The organism is Streptomyces sp. NPDC053541 (assembly GCF_044544705.1).
Taxonomy (GTDB): Bacteria; Actinomycetota; Actinomycetes; order Streptomycetales; family Streptomycetaceae; genus Streptomyces.
Genome location: NZ_JBITXM010000003.1, coordinates 61,732 through 79,186 on the forward strand (window position 1 = coordinate 61,732; position 17,455 = coordinate 79,186).

At 72.3% G+C, this 17,455-nt stretch carries 18 protein-coding genes and 1 pseudogene; 13 read left to right on the plus strand and 6 right to left on the minus strand.

Annotated elements, in window-relative coordinates; translation table 11 throughout:
- The first annotated feature begins 160 nt into the window (after positions 1-160).
- On the plus strand, positions 161-2,008 hold the full coding sequence (locus ACIGW2_RS07585; protein ID WP_399841845.1) for an APC family permease: 1,848 nt from the start codon (positions 161-163) through the stop codon (positions 2,006-2,008).
- A 4-nt stretch (positions 2,009-2,012) separates the two neighbouring features.
- Here the strand turns inward: ACIGW2_RS07585 and ACIGW2_RS07590 are convergent, their stop codons facing one another.
- Together ACIGW2_RS07590 and ACIGW2_RS07595 are read right to left on the minus strand one after the other, a co-directional pair.
- On the minus strand, positions 2,013-2,333 hold the full coding sequence (locus ACIGW2_RS07590; RefSeq protein WP_399842715.1) for a TetR/AcrR family transcriptional regulator C-terminal domain-containing protein: 321 nt from the start codon (positions 2,331-2,333) through the stop codon (positions 2,013-2,015).
- Positions 2,334-2,723: 390 nt separating this feature from the next.
- Positions 2,724-2,961 (minus strand): annotated as a pseudogene (locus ACIGW2_RS07595) (potassium-transporting ATPase subunit B); the annotation flags it as partial.
- Positions 2,962-3,289: 328 nt separating this feature from the next.
- Between ACIGW2_RS07595 and kdpF (ACIGW2_RS07600) the strand changes: the two are divergent.
- From kdpF (ACIGW2_RS07600) to ACIGW2_RS07630, 7 genes are all read left to right on the plus strand, one after another.
- A complete protein-coding gene (kdpF, locus tag ACIGW2_RS07600) occupies positions 3,290-3,379 on the plus strand; it encodes a K(+)-transporting ATPase subunit F (protein ID WP_391652320.1) in 90 nt (29 codons plus the stop codon).
- A gap of 51 nt (positions 3,380-3,430) precedes the next feature.
- The gene (locus ACIGW2_RS07605; protein WP_391652319.1) at positions 3,431-3,643 is read left to right on the plus strand and encodes a hypothetical protein; all 213 of its coding nucleotides are present in this window, start codon (positions 3,431-3,433) and stop codon (positions 3,641-3,643) included.
- A complete protein-coding gene (kdpF, locus tag ACIGW2_RS07610; RefSeq protein WP_361575965.1) occupies positions 3,640-3,729 on the plus strand; it encodes a K(+)-transporting ATPase subunit F in 90 nt (29 codons plus the stop codon). The genes ACIGW2_RS07605 and kdpF (ACIGW2_RS07610) overlap by 4 nt, the downstream gene beginning before the upstream one ends.
- 8 nt (positions 3,730-3,737) lie before the next feature.
- A complete protein-coding gene (gene kdpA, locus ACIGW2_RS07615) occupies positions 3,738-5,402 on the plus strand; it encodes a potassium-transporting ATPase subunit KdpA (protein WP_391652318.1) in 1,665 nt (554 codons plus the stop codon).
- Positions 5,399-7,549, plus strand: a complete 2,151-nt coding sequence (kdpB, locus tag ACIGW2_RS07620; protein ID WP_391652317.1) for a potassium-transporting ATPase subunit KdpB — start codon at positions 5,399-5,401, stop codon at positions 7,547-7,549. Before kdpA ends, kdpB begins: the two co-directional genes overlap by 4 nt.
- Before the next feature lie 5 nt (positions 7,550-7,554).
- Positions 7,555-8,238: a potassium-transporting ATPase subunit C gene (locus ACIGW2_RS07625; protein ID WP_391652316.1), complete on the plus strand. Its 684-nt coding sequence runs from the start codon at positions 7,555-7,557 to the stop codon at positions 8,236-8,238.
- A gap of 107 nt (positions 8,239-8,345) precedes the next feature.
- Complete coding sequence (locus tag ACIGW2_RS07630; RefSeq protein ID WP_399841854.1) at positions 8,346-8,912, plus strand: response regulator transcription factor; 567 nt, start codon at positions 8,346-8,348, stop codon at positions 8,910-8,912.
- Positions 8,913-9,081: 169 nt separating this feature from the next.
- Here the strand turns inward: ACIGW2_RS07630 and ACIGW2_RS07635 are convergent, their stop codons facing one another.
- Complete coding sequence (locus tag ACIGW2_RS07635; protein WP_399841857.1) at positions 9,082-9,267, minus strand: hypothetical protein; 186 nt, start codon at positions 9,265-9,267, stop codon at positions 9,082-9,084.
- 227 nt (positions 9,268-9,494) lie between these two features.
- Between ACIGW2_RS07635 and panD the strand changes: the two genes are divergently transcribed.
- Positions 9,495-9,920: an aspartate 1-decarboxylase gene (gene panD / locus ACIGW2_RS07640; protein WP_361576001.1), complete on the plus strand. Its 426-nt coding sequence runs from the start codon at positions 9,495-9,497 to the stop codon at positions 9,918-9,920.
- 427 nt (positions 9,921-10,347) lie between these two features.
- The gene (locus tag ACIGW2_RS07645) at positions 10,348-11,754 is read left to right on the plus strand and encodes a transglycosylase family protein (protein WP_399841861.1); all 1,407 of its coding nucleotides are present in this window, start codon (positions 10,348-10,350) and stop codon (positions 11,752-11,754) included.
- On the opposite strand, the gene ACIGW2_RS07650 is transcribed toward ACIGW2_RS07645, so the two are convergent.
- The gene (locus ACIGW2_RS07650; protein WP_399841864.1) at positions 11,635-12,621 is read right to left on the minus strand and encodes a DMT family transporter; all 987 of its coding nucleotides are present in this window, start codon (positions 12,619-12,621) and stop codon (positions 11,635-11,637) included. The genes ACIGW2_RS07645 and ACIGW2_RS07650 overlap by 120 nt on opposite strands.
- A gap of 266 nt (positions 12,622-12,887) precedes the next feature.
- Between ACIGW2_RS07650 and ACIGW2_RS07655 the strand changes: the two genes are divergently transcribed.
- The 3 genes from ACIGW2_RS07655 to ACIGW2_RS07665 all read left to right on the plus strand — a co-directional run bounded on the left by ACIGW2_RS07655 (position 12,888) and on the right by ACIGW2_RS07665 (position 15,644).
- Positions 12,888-13,658 carry an IucA/IucC family C-terminal-domain containing protein gene (locus tag ACIGW2_RS07655; protein ID WP_391652231.1) on the plus strand — a complete coding sequence of 257 codons (771 nt, stop codon included), beginning with the start codon at positions 12,888-12,890 and terminating at the stop codon, positions 13,656-13,658.
- A 52-nt stretch (positions 13,659-13,710) separates the two neighbouring features.
- Positions 13,711-15,192: an SDR family NAD(P)-dependent oxidoreductase gene (locus tag ACIGW2_RS07660; protein WP_361576013.1), complete on the plus strand. Its 1,482-nt coding sequence runs from the start codon at positions 13,711-13,713 to the stop codon at positions 15,190-15,192.
- A 281-nt stretch (positions 15,193-15,473) separates the two neighbouring features.
- On the plus strand, positions 15,474-15,644 hold the full coding sequence (locus ACIGW2_RS07665) for a hypothetical protein (RefSeq protein WP_361576016.1): 171 nt from the start codon (positions 15,474-15,476) through the stop codon (positions 15,642-15,644).
- 132 nt (positions 15,645-15,776) lie between these two features.
- Here the strand turns inward: ACIGW2_RS07665 and ACIGW2_RS07670 are convergent, their stop codons facing one another.
- Entirely contained in the window at positions 15,777-17,219 is a 1,443-nt protein-coding gene (locus ACIGW2_RS07670) for a lipase maturation factor family protein (RefSeq protein ID WP_391652230.1), read from the minus strand.
- 55 nt (positions 17,220-17,274) lie between these two features.
- Complete coding sequence (locus ACIGW2_RS07675; protein WP_356071312.1) at positions 17,275-17,442, minus strand: hypothetical protein; 168 nt, start codon at positions 17,440-17,442, stop codon at positions 17,275-17,277.
- Between the last annotated feature and the right edge of the window lie 13 nt (positions 17,443-17,455).

The following is a 17,455-nucleotide window of genomic DNA, read 5'->3' on the forward strand; positions in this document are numbered from 1 at the left end:
CGAGCCTGGGATCGGTGGGGGGGCTGCTTCCGCACCGTCGGTCCGTGTCAAGAACACGCGAAGACGGGGCACCCGGGCGCAAAGAACCCGCCAGGAACGGCAGAGGTCGCCCTCGCCGGGGCTCACGCTGAGCGGACATGAGTCCGAAGGAGTCGACCGCATGACCACCCTGACCACTGAGACGGACGCCGTATCCGGTGCCGACGAGCCTCCCGATACCGGTACACGGCACAAGCTGACCGCCGTGACCGGACTCGCCGCGCTGTCGCTGGACGCGATGGCGTCGGTGGCGTACGGGCCCGAGGCCATCGTGCTGGTCCTCGCGGCGGCCGGCGGCCACGGGCTCGGGTTCACGCTGCCGGTCACGCTGGCCATCGCCGGTCTGCTCGCGGTGCTGGTCGCCTCGTACCGCCAGGTCATCGCGGCCTTCCCGGACGGCGGCGGTTCCTACGCCGTGGCCAAGAGCCACCTGGGACGCCGTGCGAGTCTGGTCGCGGCCGCCTCCCTGGTCCTGGACTACGTCCTCAACGTGGCCGTCGCCGTCACCGCCGGCGTGGCCGCGCTGACCTCCGCCCTCCCGGGCCTCCACGACGAGCGGCTGGTCATCTGCCTCGGCGTGCTCGTGCTGATCACGGCCGTGAACCTGCGGGGGATCGTGGACTCGGCCCGGGCGTTCATCCTGCCCACCGCCGTCTTCGTCGGCGCGATTCTGGGGCTGATCGCCGTCGGCCTGTTCCGTGACGCCCCGGTCTCCGTGGCGGCGTCTGCCGGCCACGCCCCGGTCCTCGCCGACCACGCCGCCACCGTGGGTGCTCTGCTGCTCCTGAAGGCGTTCGCCTCCGGCTGTTCGGCGCTGACCGGTGTGGAGGCCATAGCGAACGCCGTGCCGTCGTTCCGGGCTCCGGCCGCCCGGCGCGCGATGCGGGCCGAGGTGGCGCTGGGCGCGCTGCTCGGGGTGATGCTGATCGGGCTCTCGGTGCTGATCGCCCGCTTCGGGCTGCAGCCGGTGGAAGGCGTCACGGTCCTCGCCCAGCTCGCCGATGCCTCACTGGGCCACAACTGGGCCTTCTACGTGCTGCAGTTCACCACCATGGTGCTCCTCGCGTTGTCGGCGAACACGTCCTTCGGCGGGCTGCCCGTCCTGCTGAAGCTGTTGGCGCGCGACGACTACGTGCCGCACGTCTTCGGTCTGAAGGCCGACCGCCAGGTGCACCGGCACGGAGTCGTCTGGCTCGCCCTCGTCTCGGCCGCGCTGCTGGTGTTCTCCGGAGGCGACACCAACGCCCTCGTTCCGCTGTTCGCGATCGGTGTCTTCGTCGGCTTCACGATCGCCCAGACGGGCATGGTCCTGCGCTGGCGCGAGGAGCGCGGAACCGGGTGGGTGGGGAAGGCGCTGCTGAACGGGGCCGGAGCGGTGCTGACCGGGGTCTGCGCGGTCGTCGTCACCGCCACGAAGTTCCACGACGGGGCCTGGCTGATCGTGATCGCCCTGCCCCTGCTCGTCGTCGCCTTCGAGACCGTCCACCGGGCGTACGGAAGGATCGGCGAACGCCTGGGCGTGGGGCGGATCCCCGAACCGCCGCACCGCGAGCGCTCCCTGGTCCTGGTGCCGGTCTCCTCGCTGACCCGGCTCACCAGCGAGGCCCTCACCGCCGCCGTCTCCCTCGGCGACGAGGTCCGGGCGGTGACCGTCTGCCACCCGGACCCCGAGGACCGCGCGCAGACCGACGCCCTGGAGCGGGACTGGGCGCTGTGGAGCCCGGGCGTTCCACTGGTCCGGCTGCCGGCCGAGCGACGCTCGCTCGGCCGGCCCGTCAGCGCGTACATCCGCGAGCTGCGATCGACCGAGCCGCGGACCCGGGTGACCGTCCTGATCCCGGAGGCCGAGCCGCACCGCCTGTGGCAGCGGCTGCTGCAGAACCAGCGGGGCGCGGTCGTCGCCCACGCCGTCCGCCGGGACACGGATGCGGTGATCTGCCGGCTGCGGTTCCGGCTCGGGGCCCGCTAGCCGGCTACTTCGTCCCGGCCGGCTGCGCCTCGAAGCCGTCGAGGATGGTCTCCAGGCCGAACTCGAAGGTGCGGTCGGGGGCCGCGAGGTATTCGGTGGCGGCCGTCCCTCCCAGACGTTCGCGCAGCCGGGGGAAGTTCCCGGCGACCTCGGTGGCCGCCGCCATCGTGTCGGCCGGTTCCTTCTCGGGGTCGCCGCTCCTGCCCAGCCGGCGGGTCAGCGAGACCTGCGCGGCGGCGCCCGGCGCACTGCCCAGGACGTGGACGAAGACGGTGGCCGCGGCCCGGTCGGCGTCGGCGGGGGCGAAGCCGGCCTTCTCGTACAGGGCGACCCGCGCCCGCGAGGTCGCCGGGCGCTACGAGATCGACGCCATGAACCTCGACATCGCCACCGACGGGCAGCGGCTCCCCCTCGCCGTGGAGATCAAGCCGGAGCTCCGCCAGGCCTCGGACGCGGACATGCCGCCGGACATCGCCCCGGCCGCCATGGGCTTCCTGCCCGGCGACGGTGACGAGTACGTCCTCACCGAGGGCACCCTCGCGGGCCGGCGCGGCTTCTTCACCCGCGGCCCCGACGGCCGGGTCACCGGCGTCGACCTGGGCGGCCGCCTCTTCGGCCGGACGGCCGGCTGACGGGCCGACGTGGACGCGCGGGCGGCGGTCCCCGTCGGGCTCCGCCTCGCGCAGGACCGCGCGGGTCACCGGGGCGATCTCGCCCCGGCCGAAGAGGAAGAAGCGCAGGAAGCCGCGAGCACACTGCGCCGCACGAGACGGTCCACGCCGGCGATGCCGATCGCCGACAGCGGCGCGCCGACAGCAGCGCGCCGATCGTCGTCGGGATCAGGGTCACGAGCAGGGCGACGAGCACCGTGGTGGACGGAGCGGCCCCGCGTACGCGGCCATCGGCCGCAGGGCGACGGTGACGAGGACGAAGACCACGGTGAGGGCGATGAGCGGCGGTTGCCGAATCCAGTCCGCGACCCGACTCGCGTCGGGGGCCGTTGACGCCTCTCTGATGGCGGCGGTCGCGGCGCCGACGGCTTCTTTGCGCGGTCGCGCTCCCGGCACGGCACCCCGGCCGGTCTCTGCCTCTCCGCTGGCGGCGGGCCGGGGGCAGCGCCCGTAGGGAGGGCGTCAAGAGCTTGTCAGCGTTTCCGCCTGGCGCGCCGGCGAGGCGTCAAAGTGATGGCGCGGGCCCGGCGGGAGGCGTCTCCTCCGAAGGGGCGCGCGATACGAGCACACTCCGAGGAAACGCGGGGCAGTCGAAGGGGGTGTCTGGAGCATGAGCGTCGAGAACGTCGTCGGTCTGATCGTCGCGGTGGCGCTGGTCGGCTACCTGGTGGCCGCCTGCGTCAAACCGGACAGCTTCTGAACGGGGCGGCCGGCGAGGTGGCGGACCGGTCCGGAGCGGGGCGCGTACGGGATGCGTCAAGACGACCGCAGCGCACGTCAGGAGGGCGTCAACGCCGACGGTGTGCCGGCTGACATGAGTTTTCCTCTCACTGGTCCGTACGGACCGCTCATCTCATCCACACACATTCGGGAGCTCACGATGGCCGACGTGGCCTTCGTCGTCACCACGGTCGCGGTCTTCGCGCTGGTGGCTTTCGTCGCCAAGGGGGTGGCGAAGCTGTGACTGTCGAGAACATCGTCGGTCTGCTGGTCGCCGCCGGCCTGCTGGTCTATCTCGTCCTCGCCCTCGTCAAGCCGGAGAGGTTCTGAGTACGGTCATGAGTCCCGTCCTGGCTGGAGTCCTCCAGCTCCTCGCCCTCGTCGTCGCCCTCGGTCTCTCCTATCGGCCGCTCGGTGACCACATGGCCACGGTGTACTCCTCAAAGAAGCACTACGAGCCCGAGAAGTGGATCTACAAGGCGATCGGCGCCCAGCCGAACGTCGAGATGCGCTGGCCCGCGTATCTGCGCGGTGTGCTGGCCTTCTCCGCGGTGAGCGTCCTCTTCCTCTACCTGCTGCAGCGGCTCCAGGGTTCGCTGCCCGGCTCGCTCGGCTTCGTGTCGATCGACCCGGACCAGGCGTTCAACACCGCCGCGTCGTTCGTCGCGAACACGAACTGGCAGTCGTACTACGGCGAGCAGGCCATGGGTCACGTCGTGCAGACCGGCGGCCTCGCGGTGCAGAACTTCGTGTCGGCGGCGGTCGGCATGGCAGTGGCGGTCGCGCTGGTGCGCGGCTTCGCCCGGTCGCGCACCGGTGAGCTGGGCAACTTCTGGGCCGACCTGGTGCGCGGCACCGTGCGCGTCCTGCTGCCGATCGCGGTGATCGGCGCGCTGGTCCTCGTGGCGTGCGGTGCGATACAGAACTTCTCCGGCATCCACGAGGTCGGCCAGTTCACGGGCGGTACGCAGCAGTGGAACGGCGGGGCGGTGGCCTCGCAGGAGGTCATCAAGGAGCTGGGCACGAACGGTGGCGGCTACTTCAACGCCAACTCGGCCCACCCCTTCGAGAACCCCAACGGGCTGTCCAACCTCTTCGAGATCTACCTGATCCTCGTCATCCCCTTCGCGCTGACCCGGACCTTCGGCCGGATGGTCGGCTCGCTCAGGCAGGGGTACGCGATCCTCGGCACGATGGCCGTGATCTGGCTCGGGTTCACCGCGCTGATGATGTGGACCGAGTTCGCGGGGAAGGGACCGGCCTTCGAGCTCGCCGGCGGCGCCATGGAGGGCAAGGAGACCCGGTTCGGCATCGGCGCGTCCGCGATCTTCTCGGTCGCCACCACGCTGACCTCGACCGGCGCCGTGAACTCCTTCCACTCCTCGAACACCGGCTTCGGCGGCGGCATCAACCTGCTGGGCATGCAGCTCGGCGAGATCGCCCCCGGCGGTGTCGGCTCCGGCCTCTACGGCATGCTGATCATGGCGATCATCGCGGTGTTCATCGCCGGTCTGATGGTCGGCCGCACTCCCGAGTACCTGGGCAAGAAGATCGGCACCCGCGAGATCAAGTGCGCGGCCTGCTACATCCTGATCACCCCGGCGCTCGTGCTCTGCTTCACCGCCGCCTCGTTCGTCCTGGACACCCCGGCGCACTCGATGACGAACTCGGGCGCCCACGGCTTCTCCGAGATCCTCTACGCCTACACCTCGGGCGCCAACAACAACGGCTCCGCGTTCGCGGGTCTGAACGCCGACACCCAGTGGTTCAACTCGACGATCGGCATCGCGATGCTGCTCGGCCGGTTCCTCCCGATGGTGTTCGTCTTGGCCCTGGCGGGCTCGCTCGCCGAGCAGACGCCCGTACCCGAGACCGCGGGCACCCTGCGCACCGAGAAACCGCTGTTCACCGGCCTGCTCGTCGGCACCATCATGATCATCGCCGGTCTCACCTACTTCCCGGCCCTGGCCCTCGGCCCGCTCGCCGAAGGACTCGCGGCATGACCATCGACGTACAGAAGCACGAGGACGCTGTGAACCAGCCGTCTACCCCCACGGCGACCACGGCGCCGCACGACGACCTGTCAGCCGGACACCAGGCTCCCGGCCGCGTCGGCGGCGGTCTGTTCGGCCCGAAGCAGCTGGTGAAGTCCTTCCCTGACGCGATCCGGAAGCTCGACCCGCGGGTGATGGTCACGTCGCCCGTCATGTTCGTCGTCCTGGTCGGCTCGGTGGTCACCACCGCGCTCGCGATCAAGAACCCCGGAGACTGGTTCGGCTGGGCGATCACCGCCTGGCTCTGGCTCACCACGATCTTCGCCAACCTGGCGGAGGCCGTCGCGGAAGGCCGGGGCAAGGCGCAGGCCGACACCCTGCGCAAGGCCAAGACCGACACTGTCGCCCGCCGTCTCACCCAGGACGGCAAGGGCGAGGAGCAGGTTCCCGGCACCGAGCTCAGGATCGGCGACCTGGTGGTCTGCGAGGCCGGCGACGTCATCCCCGGCGACGGCGACGTCGTCGAGGGCGTGGCCTCCGTCGACGAGTCCGCCATCACGGGTGAGTCGGCTCCGGTCATCCGTGAGTCCGGCGGCGACCGCTGCGCCGTCACCGGCGGTACGAAGGTGCTGTCCGACCGGATCGTCATCAAGATCACGACGAAGCCCGGCGAGACCTTCATCGACCGGATGATCAACCTGGTCGAGGGCGCCGCCCGGCAGAAGACGCCCAACGAGATCGCCCTCAACATCCTCCTGGCGTCGCTCACCATCGTCTTCCTGCTCGCGGTCGTCACCCTGAAGCCCTTCGCGATCTACGCCGGGGCCGACGAGCAGACCTCGATGATCGTCCTCACCGCGCTCCTGGTCTGCCTCATCCCGACGACGATCGGCGCCCTGCTCTCCGCGATCGGCATCGCCGGCATGGACCGGCTCGTGCAGCGCAACGTCCTCGCCATGTCCGGCCGCGCCGTCGAGGCCGCCGGCGACGTGTCGACCCTGCTCCTGGACAAGACCGGCACGATCACCCTCGGCAACCGCCAGGCATCGGAGTTCGTTCCGGTCAAGGGCACCACCGAGGCCGAGGTCGCCGACGCCGCGCAGCTCTCCTCGCTGGCCGACGAGACGCCCGAGGGCCGCTCGGTCGTGGTCCTCGCCAAGGAGAAGTACGGGCTGCGCGAGCGCCACCAGGGCGAACTCGCCCACGCCGAGTGGATCGAGTTCACCGCCCAGACCCGGATGTCGGGTGTGGACGTCGACGGCCGCAAGGTACGCAAGGGCGCGACCGGTTCGGTCGTGAGGTGGGTGGAGGAACGCGGTGGCGAGGTCGCGCAGGACGCCCAGGAACTCACCGACGCCATTTCCCAGGCTGGTGGCACGCCGCTCCTTGTGGCTGTGGAGGACGACGAGGGCGCGCGTGTCCTGGGGGTGATCCACCTCAAGGACGTCGTCAAGGAAGGCATGCGCGAGCGGTTCGACGAGCTGCGCCGCATGGGCATCAAGACGATCATGATCACGGGTGACAACCCGCTGACCGCCCAGGCCATCGCCGAAGAGGCCGGTGTCGACGACTTCCTCGCCGAGGCCACCCCCGAGGACAAGATGGCCCTCATCAAGCGGGAACAGGCCGGCGGCAAGCTCGTCGCGATGACCGGCGACGGGACGAACGACGCCCCGGCCCTCGCGCAGGCGGACGTCGGCGTGGCGATGAACACCGGCACGTCGGCCGCGAAGGAGGCCGGCAACATGGTCGACCTCGACTCCAACCCCACCAAGCTCATCGAGATCGTCGAGATCGGCAAGCAGCTCCTCATCACCCGGGGCGCGCTGACCACCTTCTCGATCGCCAACGACGTCGCGAAGTACTTCGCGATCATCCCGGCCATGTTCGCCGTGGCCTACCCGTCGCTCGACAAGCTCAACATCATGGGCCTGGCCTCGCCCGAGTCCGCGATCCTCTCCGCGGTCATCTTCAACGCGCTGATCATCATCGCCCTGGTCCCGCTCGCCCTGAAGGGCGTGCGGTACCGACCGTCCAGCGCGGACTCGATGCTGCGCCGCAACCTGGGCCTCTACGGCCTGGGCGGCCTGATCGCGCCGTTCATCGGCATCAAGATCATCGACCTGCTCATCTCCCTCATCCCCGGGATCGGCTGACGACCATGAACAACTCCGTCGGAAACGCGGCGCGTCTGCTCTGGGCCGGGCTCCGCGCCCTGCTCGTCCTGACCGTGGTGACGGGCGTGCTCTATCCCCTCGCCGTCACCGGCGTCGCCCAGGTGGCCTTCCCCGGCAAGGCCAACGGCTCCGAGATCAAGGACGCGAGCGGCGAGGTCGTCGGCTCCGAGCTGATCGGCCAGACCTACCACCTGCCGAAGAAGAACCCGCACGACGCGGACGAGGCCGTGGCCCCGGACCTGAAGTGGTTCCAGCCGCGCCCCTCGAACGGCCTCGGCAGCAACAGCGTCAACACCCAGTACTCGATCATCCTGTCCGGCGCCACGAACCGTTCGGGCGACAACGCCGACCTGATCAAGTGGGTGACGGACGCCAAAGCGGCCGTCGTCAAGGACAACTCCACTGCCGACCACCGGGTGAAGCCGTCCGACGTCCCCGCCGACGCCGTCACCTCCTCCGGCTCCGGCCTGGACCCGCACATCTCGCCCGCGTACGCGAAGCTCCAGGTCCACCGCGTCGCGGAGAAGAACGGTCTCGACGTCGGACAGGTCGAGAAGCTGGTCGCCGACCACACCGAAGACCGCATCCTCGGCTTCATCGGCGAGCCGCGCGTCAACGTCCTCCAGCTCAACCTCGCGCTGAAGAACCTCGTGGCGGCCAAGGGCTGATGGCCGCCTGAGGCCCCACACCCGGGAGCCGGCAGTCCGGGACCGCCCCGGCCGCCGGCTCCCGGCACGCATCCGACGCCACGCCCACAACGAAAGGCAGTACGCCGATGACCCGCGTCCTGGTCGTCGAGGACGACGCGCAGCTCGCGCGTGCGCTGACGATCAACCGCACAGCACGCAAGTACGACGTGGACGCGGCCCACGACGCCGCCACCGCGCTCCGGCTCGCGGCCGGCGTGCAACCGGACGCGATCCTGCTGGACCTCGGACTGCCGGACATGGACGGCATCGACGTCATACGGGCGCTGCGAGGCTGGAACCGGAGTCCGGTGCTCGTGCTGTCCGCCAGCACCGGGTCCGAGGACAAGATCCGCGCGCTGGACGCGGGCGCGGACGACTACATGACCAAGCCGTTCAGCATGGACGAGCTCCTCGCCCGGCTGTGGGCGGCCACCCGCCGGATCGCGGAGGCGCCCGCACATGTGCGGCCGGGTGTGGGAGCGGCGGCCGGCGCCGGGGTCACGACCGACGACTTCACCGTCGACCTCGTGAGGAAGAAGGTACGGCGCGGTGACCGCGACGTCAGACTGACCCCGACCGAGTGGCATCTGCTGGCGTCGCACCCCCGCTACCTGATCACCGAGCCCGGCATGGGGTATCGCTTCGAGGCGTGACCCCGCCCACGCCCCCCTGCCCCTCACCCACACGAGAAACGACAGTCTTCGGCGCGCCGCTGTCTGCCAGGACTGCGTCGAGCGCCTGAACGGGGGAGCGGTACAGCGAGAAGCGCAGAGGTTTTCGGGTCCGGCGGCGCAGCAGGGGCTGCTGTGCCGGGTGCCCCGTTCATCGTTCGTCCGACCAGGCGTCTAGTTGGGCGAAGATGAGGGTGAGGCCGCCACCGACGGCCGCGATGAGGGCGTATCCCGCGAACAGCGTCGTCTGATCGTCCTTGCGCAGGGCTTCGTAGGGGCGACCACCGTCGCTGCCGGCCCTCACCCGGACCGCCGGAGTGACCGTGATCACGGACACTCTTCGCAGTGTTGCTGCGTAGGCTTGTGAGGTCGTCGCGGTGGGGCAGGGGAGCGTGCGAAGCCCCTGGCCGCAGCCTGACGAAATGTCAGCAAAGTCGGCAAGTGGTCAGCACGAGTCCTGGAAAACCTGGGACAACCGCCCGGACCCGCGACTCGTTGTAGGGTGTGGAAACAGCCCTTGACCTGCAAAAACGCAGGCAGGGAGCCTAGTCCAGGAGTACCTCCATGATGCGCACCATGTTCAAGTCCAAGATCCACCGCGCCACCGTGACGCAGGCCGATCTCCACTACGTCGGGTCCGTGACCGTCGACGCCGAGCTGATGGAGGCCGCCGACCTGCTGCCCGGCGAGCTCGTCCACATCGTCGACATCGACAACGGGGCCCGGCTGGAGACGTACGTCATCGAGGGCGAGCGCGGTTCCGGGGTGATCGGGATCAACGGTGCGGCCGCGCATCTGGTGCACCCGGGGGACCTGGTCATCCTCATCAGTTACGCGCAGGTCAGCGACGCCGAGGCGCGCACCCTGGTGCCGCGCGTCGTGCACGTGGACGGGGCGAACCGGATCGTGGAGCTCGGCGACGACGCCTCGGCGCCCGTGCCCGGGACCGACACCGTGCGGCCGCCGCACGCGGTGCCCGCGCAGGTCTGACGCGGGCCCCCGGCGCGCCCGCCCCGCCACCCGAAGGAATGGGTCCGGCGCGCCGGGGCACACGGACGGGGGGACGCTGGGAGCCGGGACCACCCTTCCCTCGGGCCTCGGCACCCCGCGCCCCCGCCCGAACCGCCGACCGGGAGTCGTCATGACCCAGCCCCCGATCCCCGAACCGCTGCCCTCTCCCGGGCCCGTGCCGCCCGGACCGCCGTCGCCGGTGCCCCCGCCGGTCCCGCCGCCCGTGCCCCCGCCCAATCCCGTGCCCGTACCGGAGCCCGAACCGCAGCCGCAGCCCGGGCCCGCCGGGGGCGCGAGGTGACCGGAAGGACCTGACGGAAGGGGTGGGGGATCGAGCCGAAGCCCTTGTCACGCACGGTTGCCAGCCCCTACCGTGGGCGACTGCCGAGGCGTTCGAGGGGGGCCCATGCCAGCCGTACGCGGGAATCGCGAGAATCGCGGAAAGCACCGTCGGTACCAGCCGAGCCGGATCAACCGCGCCTCGCTGACCGTCACCGCGGGCGGCGCGGGCATCGCACTGCCGCTGATCGGCGCCGGCACGGCCCAGGCCGCCTCGCTCGACGTCTGGGACAAGCTCGCCTCCTGCGAGTCCTCGTCCAACTGGCAGATCAACACGGGCAACGGCTACTTCGGCGGACTCCAGTTCAGCCAGTCCACCTGGGAGCGCTACGGCGGCACGCACTACGCCCCGCGCGCCGATCTCGCCTCCAAGGACCAGCAGATCGAGATCGCCGAGCGGGTCCTCAAGGGCCAGGGTCCCGGCGCCTGGCCCGCCTGCGCGCCGCGCGCCGGCCTCCAGCGCGGCGACGCCCCCGCCGGCGCCACCGGCCTCGCCCCGCAGACCGAGCGCACCCGCCCGCTGACCGGCGCCCCGCAGGCCCGCCAGGCCGCGTTACCCGCCCAGCGCAGCGCCCCGGCCGCCGCCCCGGCGAGCCCCACCACCGTGCCCACGGTCCGCGAGATGTACACCGTCGCCCCCGGCGACTCGCTGTCGAAGATCGCCCGCGACGAACACGTACGCGGCGGCTGGCCCCGGCTCTACGCGGCGAACCGCGCCGTCGTCGGCGACGACCCCGACCTGATCCTCCCCGGCCAGCGGCTCACCCTCCGGATCAGCGCCCCCGCCGCCCCGCAGAAGCCCAAGCCCGCCACCCCCGCGCCGGCGAAGCCGCCGTCCGCGAAGACCCCCGTCAAGCCGCCGACCGCGACGACCCCCGCCAAGCCGCCCGCCCCGGCCCCGCCCGCGACGAAGGCCCCGGCCCGCCCCGCGCCCCGGCCGAGCGCCCCGAGGCCCGTGACGAAGCCCGCGGCCAAGCCCGTCACCAAGCCGGTCGCCGCGAAGCCCGCGCCCAAGCCCGCCCCGCGCCCGGCCGCGAAGCCCGCGGCGAAGCCCGCCCCCGCGCGCGCCCGCTTCGTCAGCCCCGTCGCCGACACCGACATCGGCACCCGCTACCGCAAGGCCGGCTCCGCCTGGTCGAGCGGCTACCACACGGGCGTCGACTTCCCCGTGCCCACCGGCACCTCCGTACGGGCCGTGTCCGACGGCACCGTCGTGTCGGCCGGCTGGGGCGGGGCCTACGGCTACCAGGTCGTCATCCGGCACCAGGACGGGCGCTACAGCCAGTACGCCCACCTCTCCGCGCTCTCCGTGCGCGAGGGCCAGCGGGTCGGCGCCGGACAGCGGATCGCGCGGTCAGGGTCGACCGGCAACAGTTCGGGACCGCACCTGCACTTCGAGATGCGCACGGGTCCCGGGTACGGGTCCGACATCGACCCCCTGGCCTACCTCAGGGCCCGCGGCGTCGGCATCTGACCTCCCGGCCCGCGCGGATGACACCGCGAGGGAGTCCTCGGGCCGGGTCAGCCGGTCGGTGGTGAGCCGCACCAGGCCGCCCGCCGCCACCGCGCCGCAGATCAGCGCGGCCACGGTGCCCGCCGCCCCGTACCGGAAGGACTCGCCGAACAGGGTGAGCCCGACGGCCGCGGCGATCACCGGGTTGACCACGGTGACCGTGGCCAGCGGCGCCGCGAGCCCCGCGCCCCGGTAGGAGGCCTGGGAGAGCAGCAGCCCGGTGATCGCGAGCGCCGACAGGACGAGCAGGCTGGTCCACTCGGCGAGCGGGGCCCGCGGCGTCCACTCCTCGGCCACCGTCTTGGTGAAGACCGAGGCGATGCCGAAGGACACCCCGGCCGCCGCGGCCAGGATCACCGCGCGCAGCGCCGAGCGGCCCACCAGGTGCGCGAGCGCGAAGAGCAGCGCCACCGCGCCGAAGGTCACCGCCGCCAGCAGCCGCCGGTCGGGGTCGGACAGCGGATGGGCGCCGGGCCCTCCGGTGAGGCTGAGCAGCCCGGCCAGGCCCACGGTCGCCATCAGCGCGCCGCGCCAGGCGCTGCGGCCCACCCGGCGGCCCACGAAGAGCGCCGCCATGGGCAGTGCGAACACGATGGTCAGCGCGCCGAGCGGCTGCACCAGACTGAGCGGGCCGTACGCGAGCGCCGCCACGTGCAGCGCCGCGCCGACGCCGTTGAGCAGCACGGCGCCCCACCAGGCGGGGCGGCGCAGCGGCGCGTAGCGCGGGCCGTCGGCCGCCGCCGCGACCCGCTCCTGCACGATCGCCGCGGCCGCGTAGGCGACCGCGGAGACCAGGGAGAGGAGCACGGACAGCACGAGGGGGCTCATGTCTCCACGATCTCTCTTCCGGCCGCCCGCGTCGTCGTACCTGGGAACGCGATCTCCCGTACCACGGACGCAGTACGAGGCCGGGCCGTACACCGCTGGATGTACGGCCCCGCAGGTCAGCGGTGCCGGCGCGGCACCCCACCGGGGCGCGTCCCGCCGCCCTGGCGCCCCCTCGCGCACCGCGCGGGCTCTCCATTCCGAGCCACCCCGGCCCGCGCCCGGTCCACATTGGCCCGCGCCGGCGCCCGTTCCGTACGGTGTGCTCCGTGGACCTCGACGCGAGCGCACGGATCGGCGGCTTCTTCACCCTGCGCACCAGCCCGCCACCCGCCCCCGCCCCTACACCCGCCCCTGCCCCCGCCCCTGGCGCCGTCCCCGGGCTCGCCGCCCCGGCCGCCGTCCCGCTCGCCCGGCTCTACGCGGGCACGGCCGACACCGCCCTCGCCACCCGGGTCGACCGGGTCGCCGCCGGGCTGCGCGCGCCCGAGCGCCGGGTCGCCGCCTCCGCCGCGCACCTCGGGCTCGCCGCCCGGCTGTGGTCCGTCGTGCTCGGCCCCGCCGCGCTCTCCGGCCGCTTCCCCGACCTCGCGCCCGCGACCCTGCACTGGGACCCGACGGCCGGCGCGCCCGACGAGCTGTGGTGGACCGGCACCGGCAGCCGGCCCGCCACCGTCGAGGAGCTGCGGGCCGCCGTCCTGGAGGCCCACCTGGTGCCGCTGCACGCCGCCTTCGCCCGCGACGGGCGGATCTCGCCCAGGCTGCTGTGGGGCAACGCTGGCTCCGCGCTCGCCGGCGCGCTGCGCGAACTGCTGCGCTGGTCCCGGGCGCACGGCCGGCCCGAGGCCGCCGAGCGCGCCGTGCCGCTGGTCCGCGGTCTGCTCGCCCACCCCGATCTGGAACGCACCGTCCGCGGCCCGGCGCTGCGCCGCACCACCTGCTGTCTCTACTACCGGCTCCCGTCCGGCGGACTGTGCGGCGACTGTGTGTTCGACCACGCGCCCCGAACGGGTTTGGAGCGGCGCCCCCCGGCTCCGTAAAGTTTCCTCTTCGGGAGTACCAGACGCGAGCGATCGAGGAACGACGAAGGCCATGACGGTGACCGAAGAGACCCAGTCCCAGGAGTACGGACCGGGCATCGACCCCGAGCGCCTGGCCGTCTGCCTCAGCGTCCTCGACGAGCTCGACCGGATCGAGGTCGACCACCCGGACGCGATCGCGGTCCGCCGCGCGACCGCCGGCATCTACCGGACCGTGAAGCAGCGCCGCCGCCAGGAGCGCCGGGCCGCCAAGACCGCCCACGACAAGGCGGTCACCGAGGCCACCGCGACCGGCTCCGCGCAGCGCATCGACGACGAGACCGAGGGCCTGCTGCCCTCGTCGGTCACCGAGGCCGGCAAGATCGCGGGCATACTCCAGCGCCCGCGCTCCTGCTACACCTGCAAGACCCGCTACGTCGAGGTCGACTACTTCTACCACCAGCTGTGTCCGGAGTGCGCCGCGCTGAACCGCGCCAAGCGGGAGGCCCGCGCCGACCTCACCGGCAAGCGCGCGCTGCTCACCGGCGGCCGCGCAAAGATCGGCATGTACATCGCGCTGCGGCTGCTCCGCGACGGCGCGCACACGACGATCACCACCCGCTTCCCGAAGGACGCCATCCGCCGCTTCTCGGCGATGGAGGACTCCGCGGACTGGATGCACCGCCTGGAGGTCGTCGGCATCGACCTGCGCGACCCGGCCCAGGCCGTGGCCCTCGCCGACCAGGTGGCCGCCGCCGGCCCGCTGGACGTCCTGGTGAACAACGCCACGCAGACCGTGCGCCGGCTGCCCTCCGCGTACGCCGCCCTCGTCGACGGCGAGAACGCGCCGCTGCCCGCCGGCGAGCTGCCCGCCCACCACGTCATCGGCGCCTTCAACTCCGGCGCCGTGGACGGCCTGGCCGCGCTCCCGCTGGGCACCAGCGGCATCGACGCGCAGGCGGTCGCCGACCTCGCCCTCGTCGCCGGCAACGCCAGCATCGAGCGGCACCACGCCGGCACCGCGATCGACGCCGGCGGCCTGGTGCCGGACGTCGTCGACACCAACACCTGGGTGCAGACCATCGACCAGATCTCCCCGGTGGAGCTCCTGGAGACCCAGCTCTGCAACTACACCGCGCCCTTCATCCTCATCAGCAAGCTGCGCCCGGCGATGGCCGAGGCCGCCGCGCGGGCCAAGAGCGGGCGCGCCTACGTCGTGAACGTCTCCGCCATGGAGGGCGTCTTCAACCGCGGCTACAAGGGCGCCGGGCACCCGAACACCAACGCCGCCAAGGCCGCGATCAACATGGTGACGCGGACCAGCGCGCAGGAGATGTTCCAGTCCGACGGCATCCTGATGACCTCCGTCGACACCGGCTGGATCACCGACGAGCGCCCGCACTTCGACAAGCTGCGGCTCGCCGAGGAGGGCTTCCACGCCCCGCTCGACCTGGTCGACGGCGCGGCCCGGGTCTACGACCCGATCGTGCGCGGCGAGGCCGGCGAGGACCTGTACGGCGTGTTCATGAAGGACTACGCGCCCGGCAAGTGGTGAGCCGGTCAGGGCAGGGTTCTGATCGATGATCGGGCGTTTGACCTCGGTAAACGGGGCCGAACGAGCCACTTTCACTCGATCGCGTCACACTTTCGTGCCCCATAGAGCGCCGACGCGCTCAGATGGTTAGTCTGAGGTCCACGGTTGGCCACCGGACGTTTCACCGAACGTCCACGGCCGGCCAGGGGACAGGCCTGACAGGGCCGCGGTCCCGCCCCGAGACGGCGCCACCGCGACCGAACGGCCCCGACCCATCGACTCGCGACACGAAGGAGTGCGCGGTGACACCCGAACTGACCCAGCAGGAAAAGTCTCCGTCCGAACCCACGGAGCGGCCCCGCCGCTCGGGAGAGCTCGGCAGCCTCGAAGTGTGGGCCCGCTCGGCCCCGATCCGGCTGGCCGGCTACGAGGACGACCTCGCGGAGCCGCACATCCTGCCCGGCATCGACTGAACGCGCCACCGCGTCGGACATCCCTCCAGGCCCGGGCCACGTCCGACCCGACGCGCCTCCCCGCGCCCCCGCCCGCCCCGTGCGGTACCGGGGGCGCGGGCATGTCCGGCCCAGGGACTCGACGGCCCCGGCTCAGCGGGGCCGTCCGCGCCGCCCGGCGGAGTCCTGGAGCCCGACCGGCGGCAGGTACTCGCGCAGCAGCGTCCGGTGCCACCAGGCCCCGGTCTCCCGCAGCTCCCGCCAGGTGGTGAAGCGGTAGCGGTAGAGCCGCGCCCGCACGAGCGCCGGCGGGGCGTCGGGGAAGGGGTTGTGCCGGAGCAGCCGCAGGGTGTCCCGGTCGTTGGCGAGCAGCCGCTCCACGAACGGGCCGAACCAGTCGCGGGCGTATCCGGGGGAGAGCGCCGCGAACCACATCAGCCAGTCGAGCCGCAGGTGGTACGGGGCGAACTGGCGCGGCAGCCGGCGCGGGTCGCCCGGCTTGCCCTTGAAGCCGTACTCGCGCCACTCGGTGCCCGGGTGCGGCGGGCCGGGCTCGGCGGTGCCCTCCACCACGATCTCGTCGCGGACCCGGCCGACCGTGCCGAAGGCGCCGTACGTGTTCACCAGGTGCAGGGAGTCGTACGAGCGGTTCATCGCCTGCCGCTTGGAGAGCAGGTTGCGCACTGGGCGGTGGCTGAGGAAGAGCAGCCCGGCGGCGACGGCGCAGACCAGGACCACGTACCAGAGCGGGGCGCCCGGCTGCGGGTGGTCGTGGCCGGCGAGGAGCGAGCCGTCCACGGCGGAGAGCGCGAGCACGATGGTGATCCAGTTCAGCCAGGCGAAGTTGCCGGAGAGCACCAGCCACAGCTGGGTGACGATCATCAGCCCCGCGGCGACGGTCGCGACCGGCTGGGGGGTGAAGAGCAGCACCGGGACGCCGAGCTGGACGACGTGGTTGGCGGCGCACTCGACCTTGTGCAGGGGGCGCGGGAGGCGGTGGAAGAACCAGCTGAGCGGGCCGGGCATCGGCTGGGTCTCGTGGTGGTGGTAGAGGCAGGTGAGGTCGCGCCAGCAGCGGTCGCCGCGGATCTTGATGAGTCCGGCGCCGAACTCCACCCGGAAGAGCAGCCAGCGCAGCAGGAACAGCACGACGACCGGGGGTCCGGTGTCGTCGTTGCCGAGCAGCACGGCGAGGAAGCCGGTCTCCAGGAGCAGGGACTCCCAGCCGAAGGAGTACCAGGTCTGCCCGACGTTCACGATCGACAGGTACAGCCCCCAGGCCAGCAGCCACAGCAGCATCGACACCGGCAGCGGCACCGCGTCGCCGGCCCCCGCGAGCAGCGCGAGGGCGAGCGCCGCCCCGCCCCAGGCGACGGCGGCGAAGAGGCGGTCCGAGTAGCGCCACTGAAAGAGGCTGGGTGCCCGGCGGGCCGGCACCACGCGCACGTACGCGGGCACCGGCAGCATGCCGCGGGACCCGATGAGCGCCCGGAACTGGAGCGCCGCGGACAGGAACGCGACGAGGTAGAGGCCGGCGAGTCCCCGCTGGAACAGGATCCGGCTCAGCCAGTAGTCGGAGTCGGTGAACCAGTCCATCGCGGTCGGTGAACCAGTCCGTCACGCCGGGCGCGGGCGACCGGCCCCGGCCGTCTCAGCGCTTCCGTTCGTCCTCGTCCGCCAGCCGCTCGCCCTCCGCCTGGGAGGGGGTGGTCCGGCTCACCTGGGGGTGGATCTGGGCCTTCTGCTGGGCGTCCAGGTCCTCGTCGAGACGCTCGCCCTCGGCCTGCGAGGGGTTGGTGTACTCGTCGTACTGGCTCATGGCCGCCTCCTCG

Excerpts from the sequence above, each read along its gene's own strand:
- ACIGW2_RS07585 (WP_399841845.1), top strand. The coding sequence starts at position 161 with ATGACCACCCTGACCACTGAGACGGACGCCGTATCCGGTGCCGACGAG.
- kdpF (WP_391652320.1), top strand. The coding sequence starts at position 3,290 with ATGAGCGTCGAGAACGTCGTCGGTCTGATCGTCGCGGTGGCGCTGGTC.
- ACIGW2_RS07605 (WP_391652319.1), top strand. The coding sequence starts at position 3,431 with ATGCGTCAAGACGACCGCAGCGCACGTCAGGAGGGCGTCAACGCCGAC.
- kdpA (WP_391652318.1), top strand. The coding sequence starts at position 3,738 with ATGAGTCCCGTCCTGGCTGGAGTCCTCCAGCTCCTCGCCCTCGTCGTC.
- kdpB (WP_391652317.1), top strand. The coding sequence starts at position 5,399 with ATGACCATCGACGTACAGAAGCACGAGGACGCTGTGAACCAGCCGTCT.
- ACIGW2_RS07625 (WP_391652316.1), top strand. The coding sequence starts at position 7,555 with ATGAACAACTCCGTCGGAAACGCGGCGCGTCTGCTCTGGGCCGGGCTC.
- ACIGW2_RS07630 (WP_399841854.1), top strand. The coding sequence starts at position 8,346 with ATGACCCGCGTCCTGGTCGTCGAGGACGACGCGCAGCTCGCGCGTGCG.
- panD (WP_361576001.1), top strand. The coding sequence starts at position 9,495 with ATGATGCGCACCATGTTCAAGTCCAAGATCCACCGCGCCACCGTGACG.
- ACIGW2_RS07645 (WP_399841861.1), top strand. The coding sequence starts at position 10,348 with ATGCCAGCCGTACGCGGGAATCGCGAGAATCGCGGAAAGCACCGTCGG.
- ACIGW2_RS07650 (WP_399841864.1), bottom strand. The coding sequence starts at position 12,621 with ATGAGCCCCCTCGTGCTGTCCGTGCTCCTCTCCCTGGTCTCCGCGGTC.
- ACIGW2_RS07660 (WP_361576013.1), top strand. The coding sequence starts at position 13,711 with ATGACGGTGACCGAAGAGACCCAGTCCCAGGAGTACGGACCGGGCATC.
- ACIGW2_RS07670 (WP_391652230.1), bottom strand. The coding sequence starts at position 17,219 with ATGGACTGGTTCACCGACTCCGACTACTGGCTGAGCCGGATCCTGTTC.
- ACIGW2_RS07675 (WP_356071312.1), bottom strand. The coding sequence starts at position 17,442 with ATGAGCCAGTACGACGAGTACACCAACCCCTCGCAGGCCGAGGGCGAG.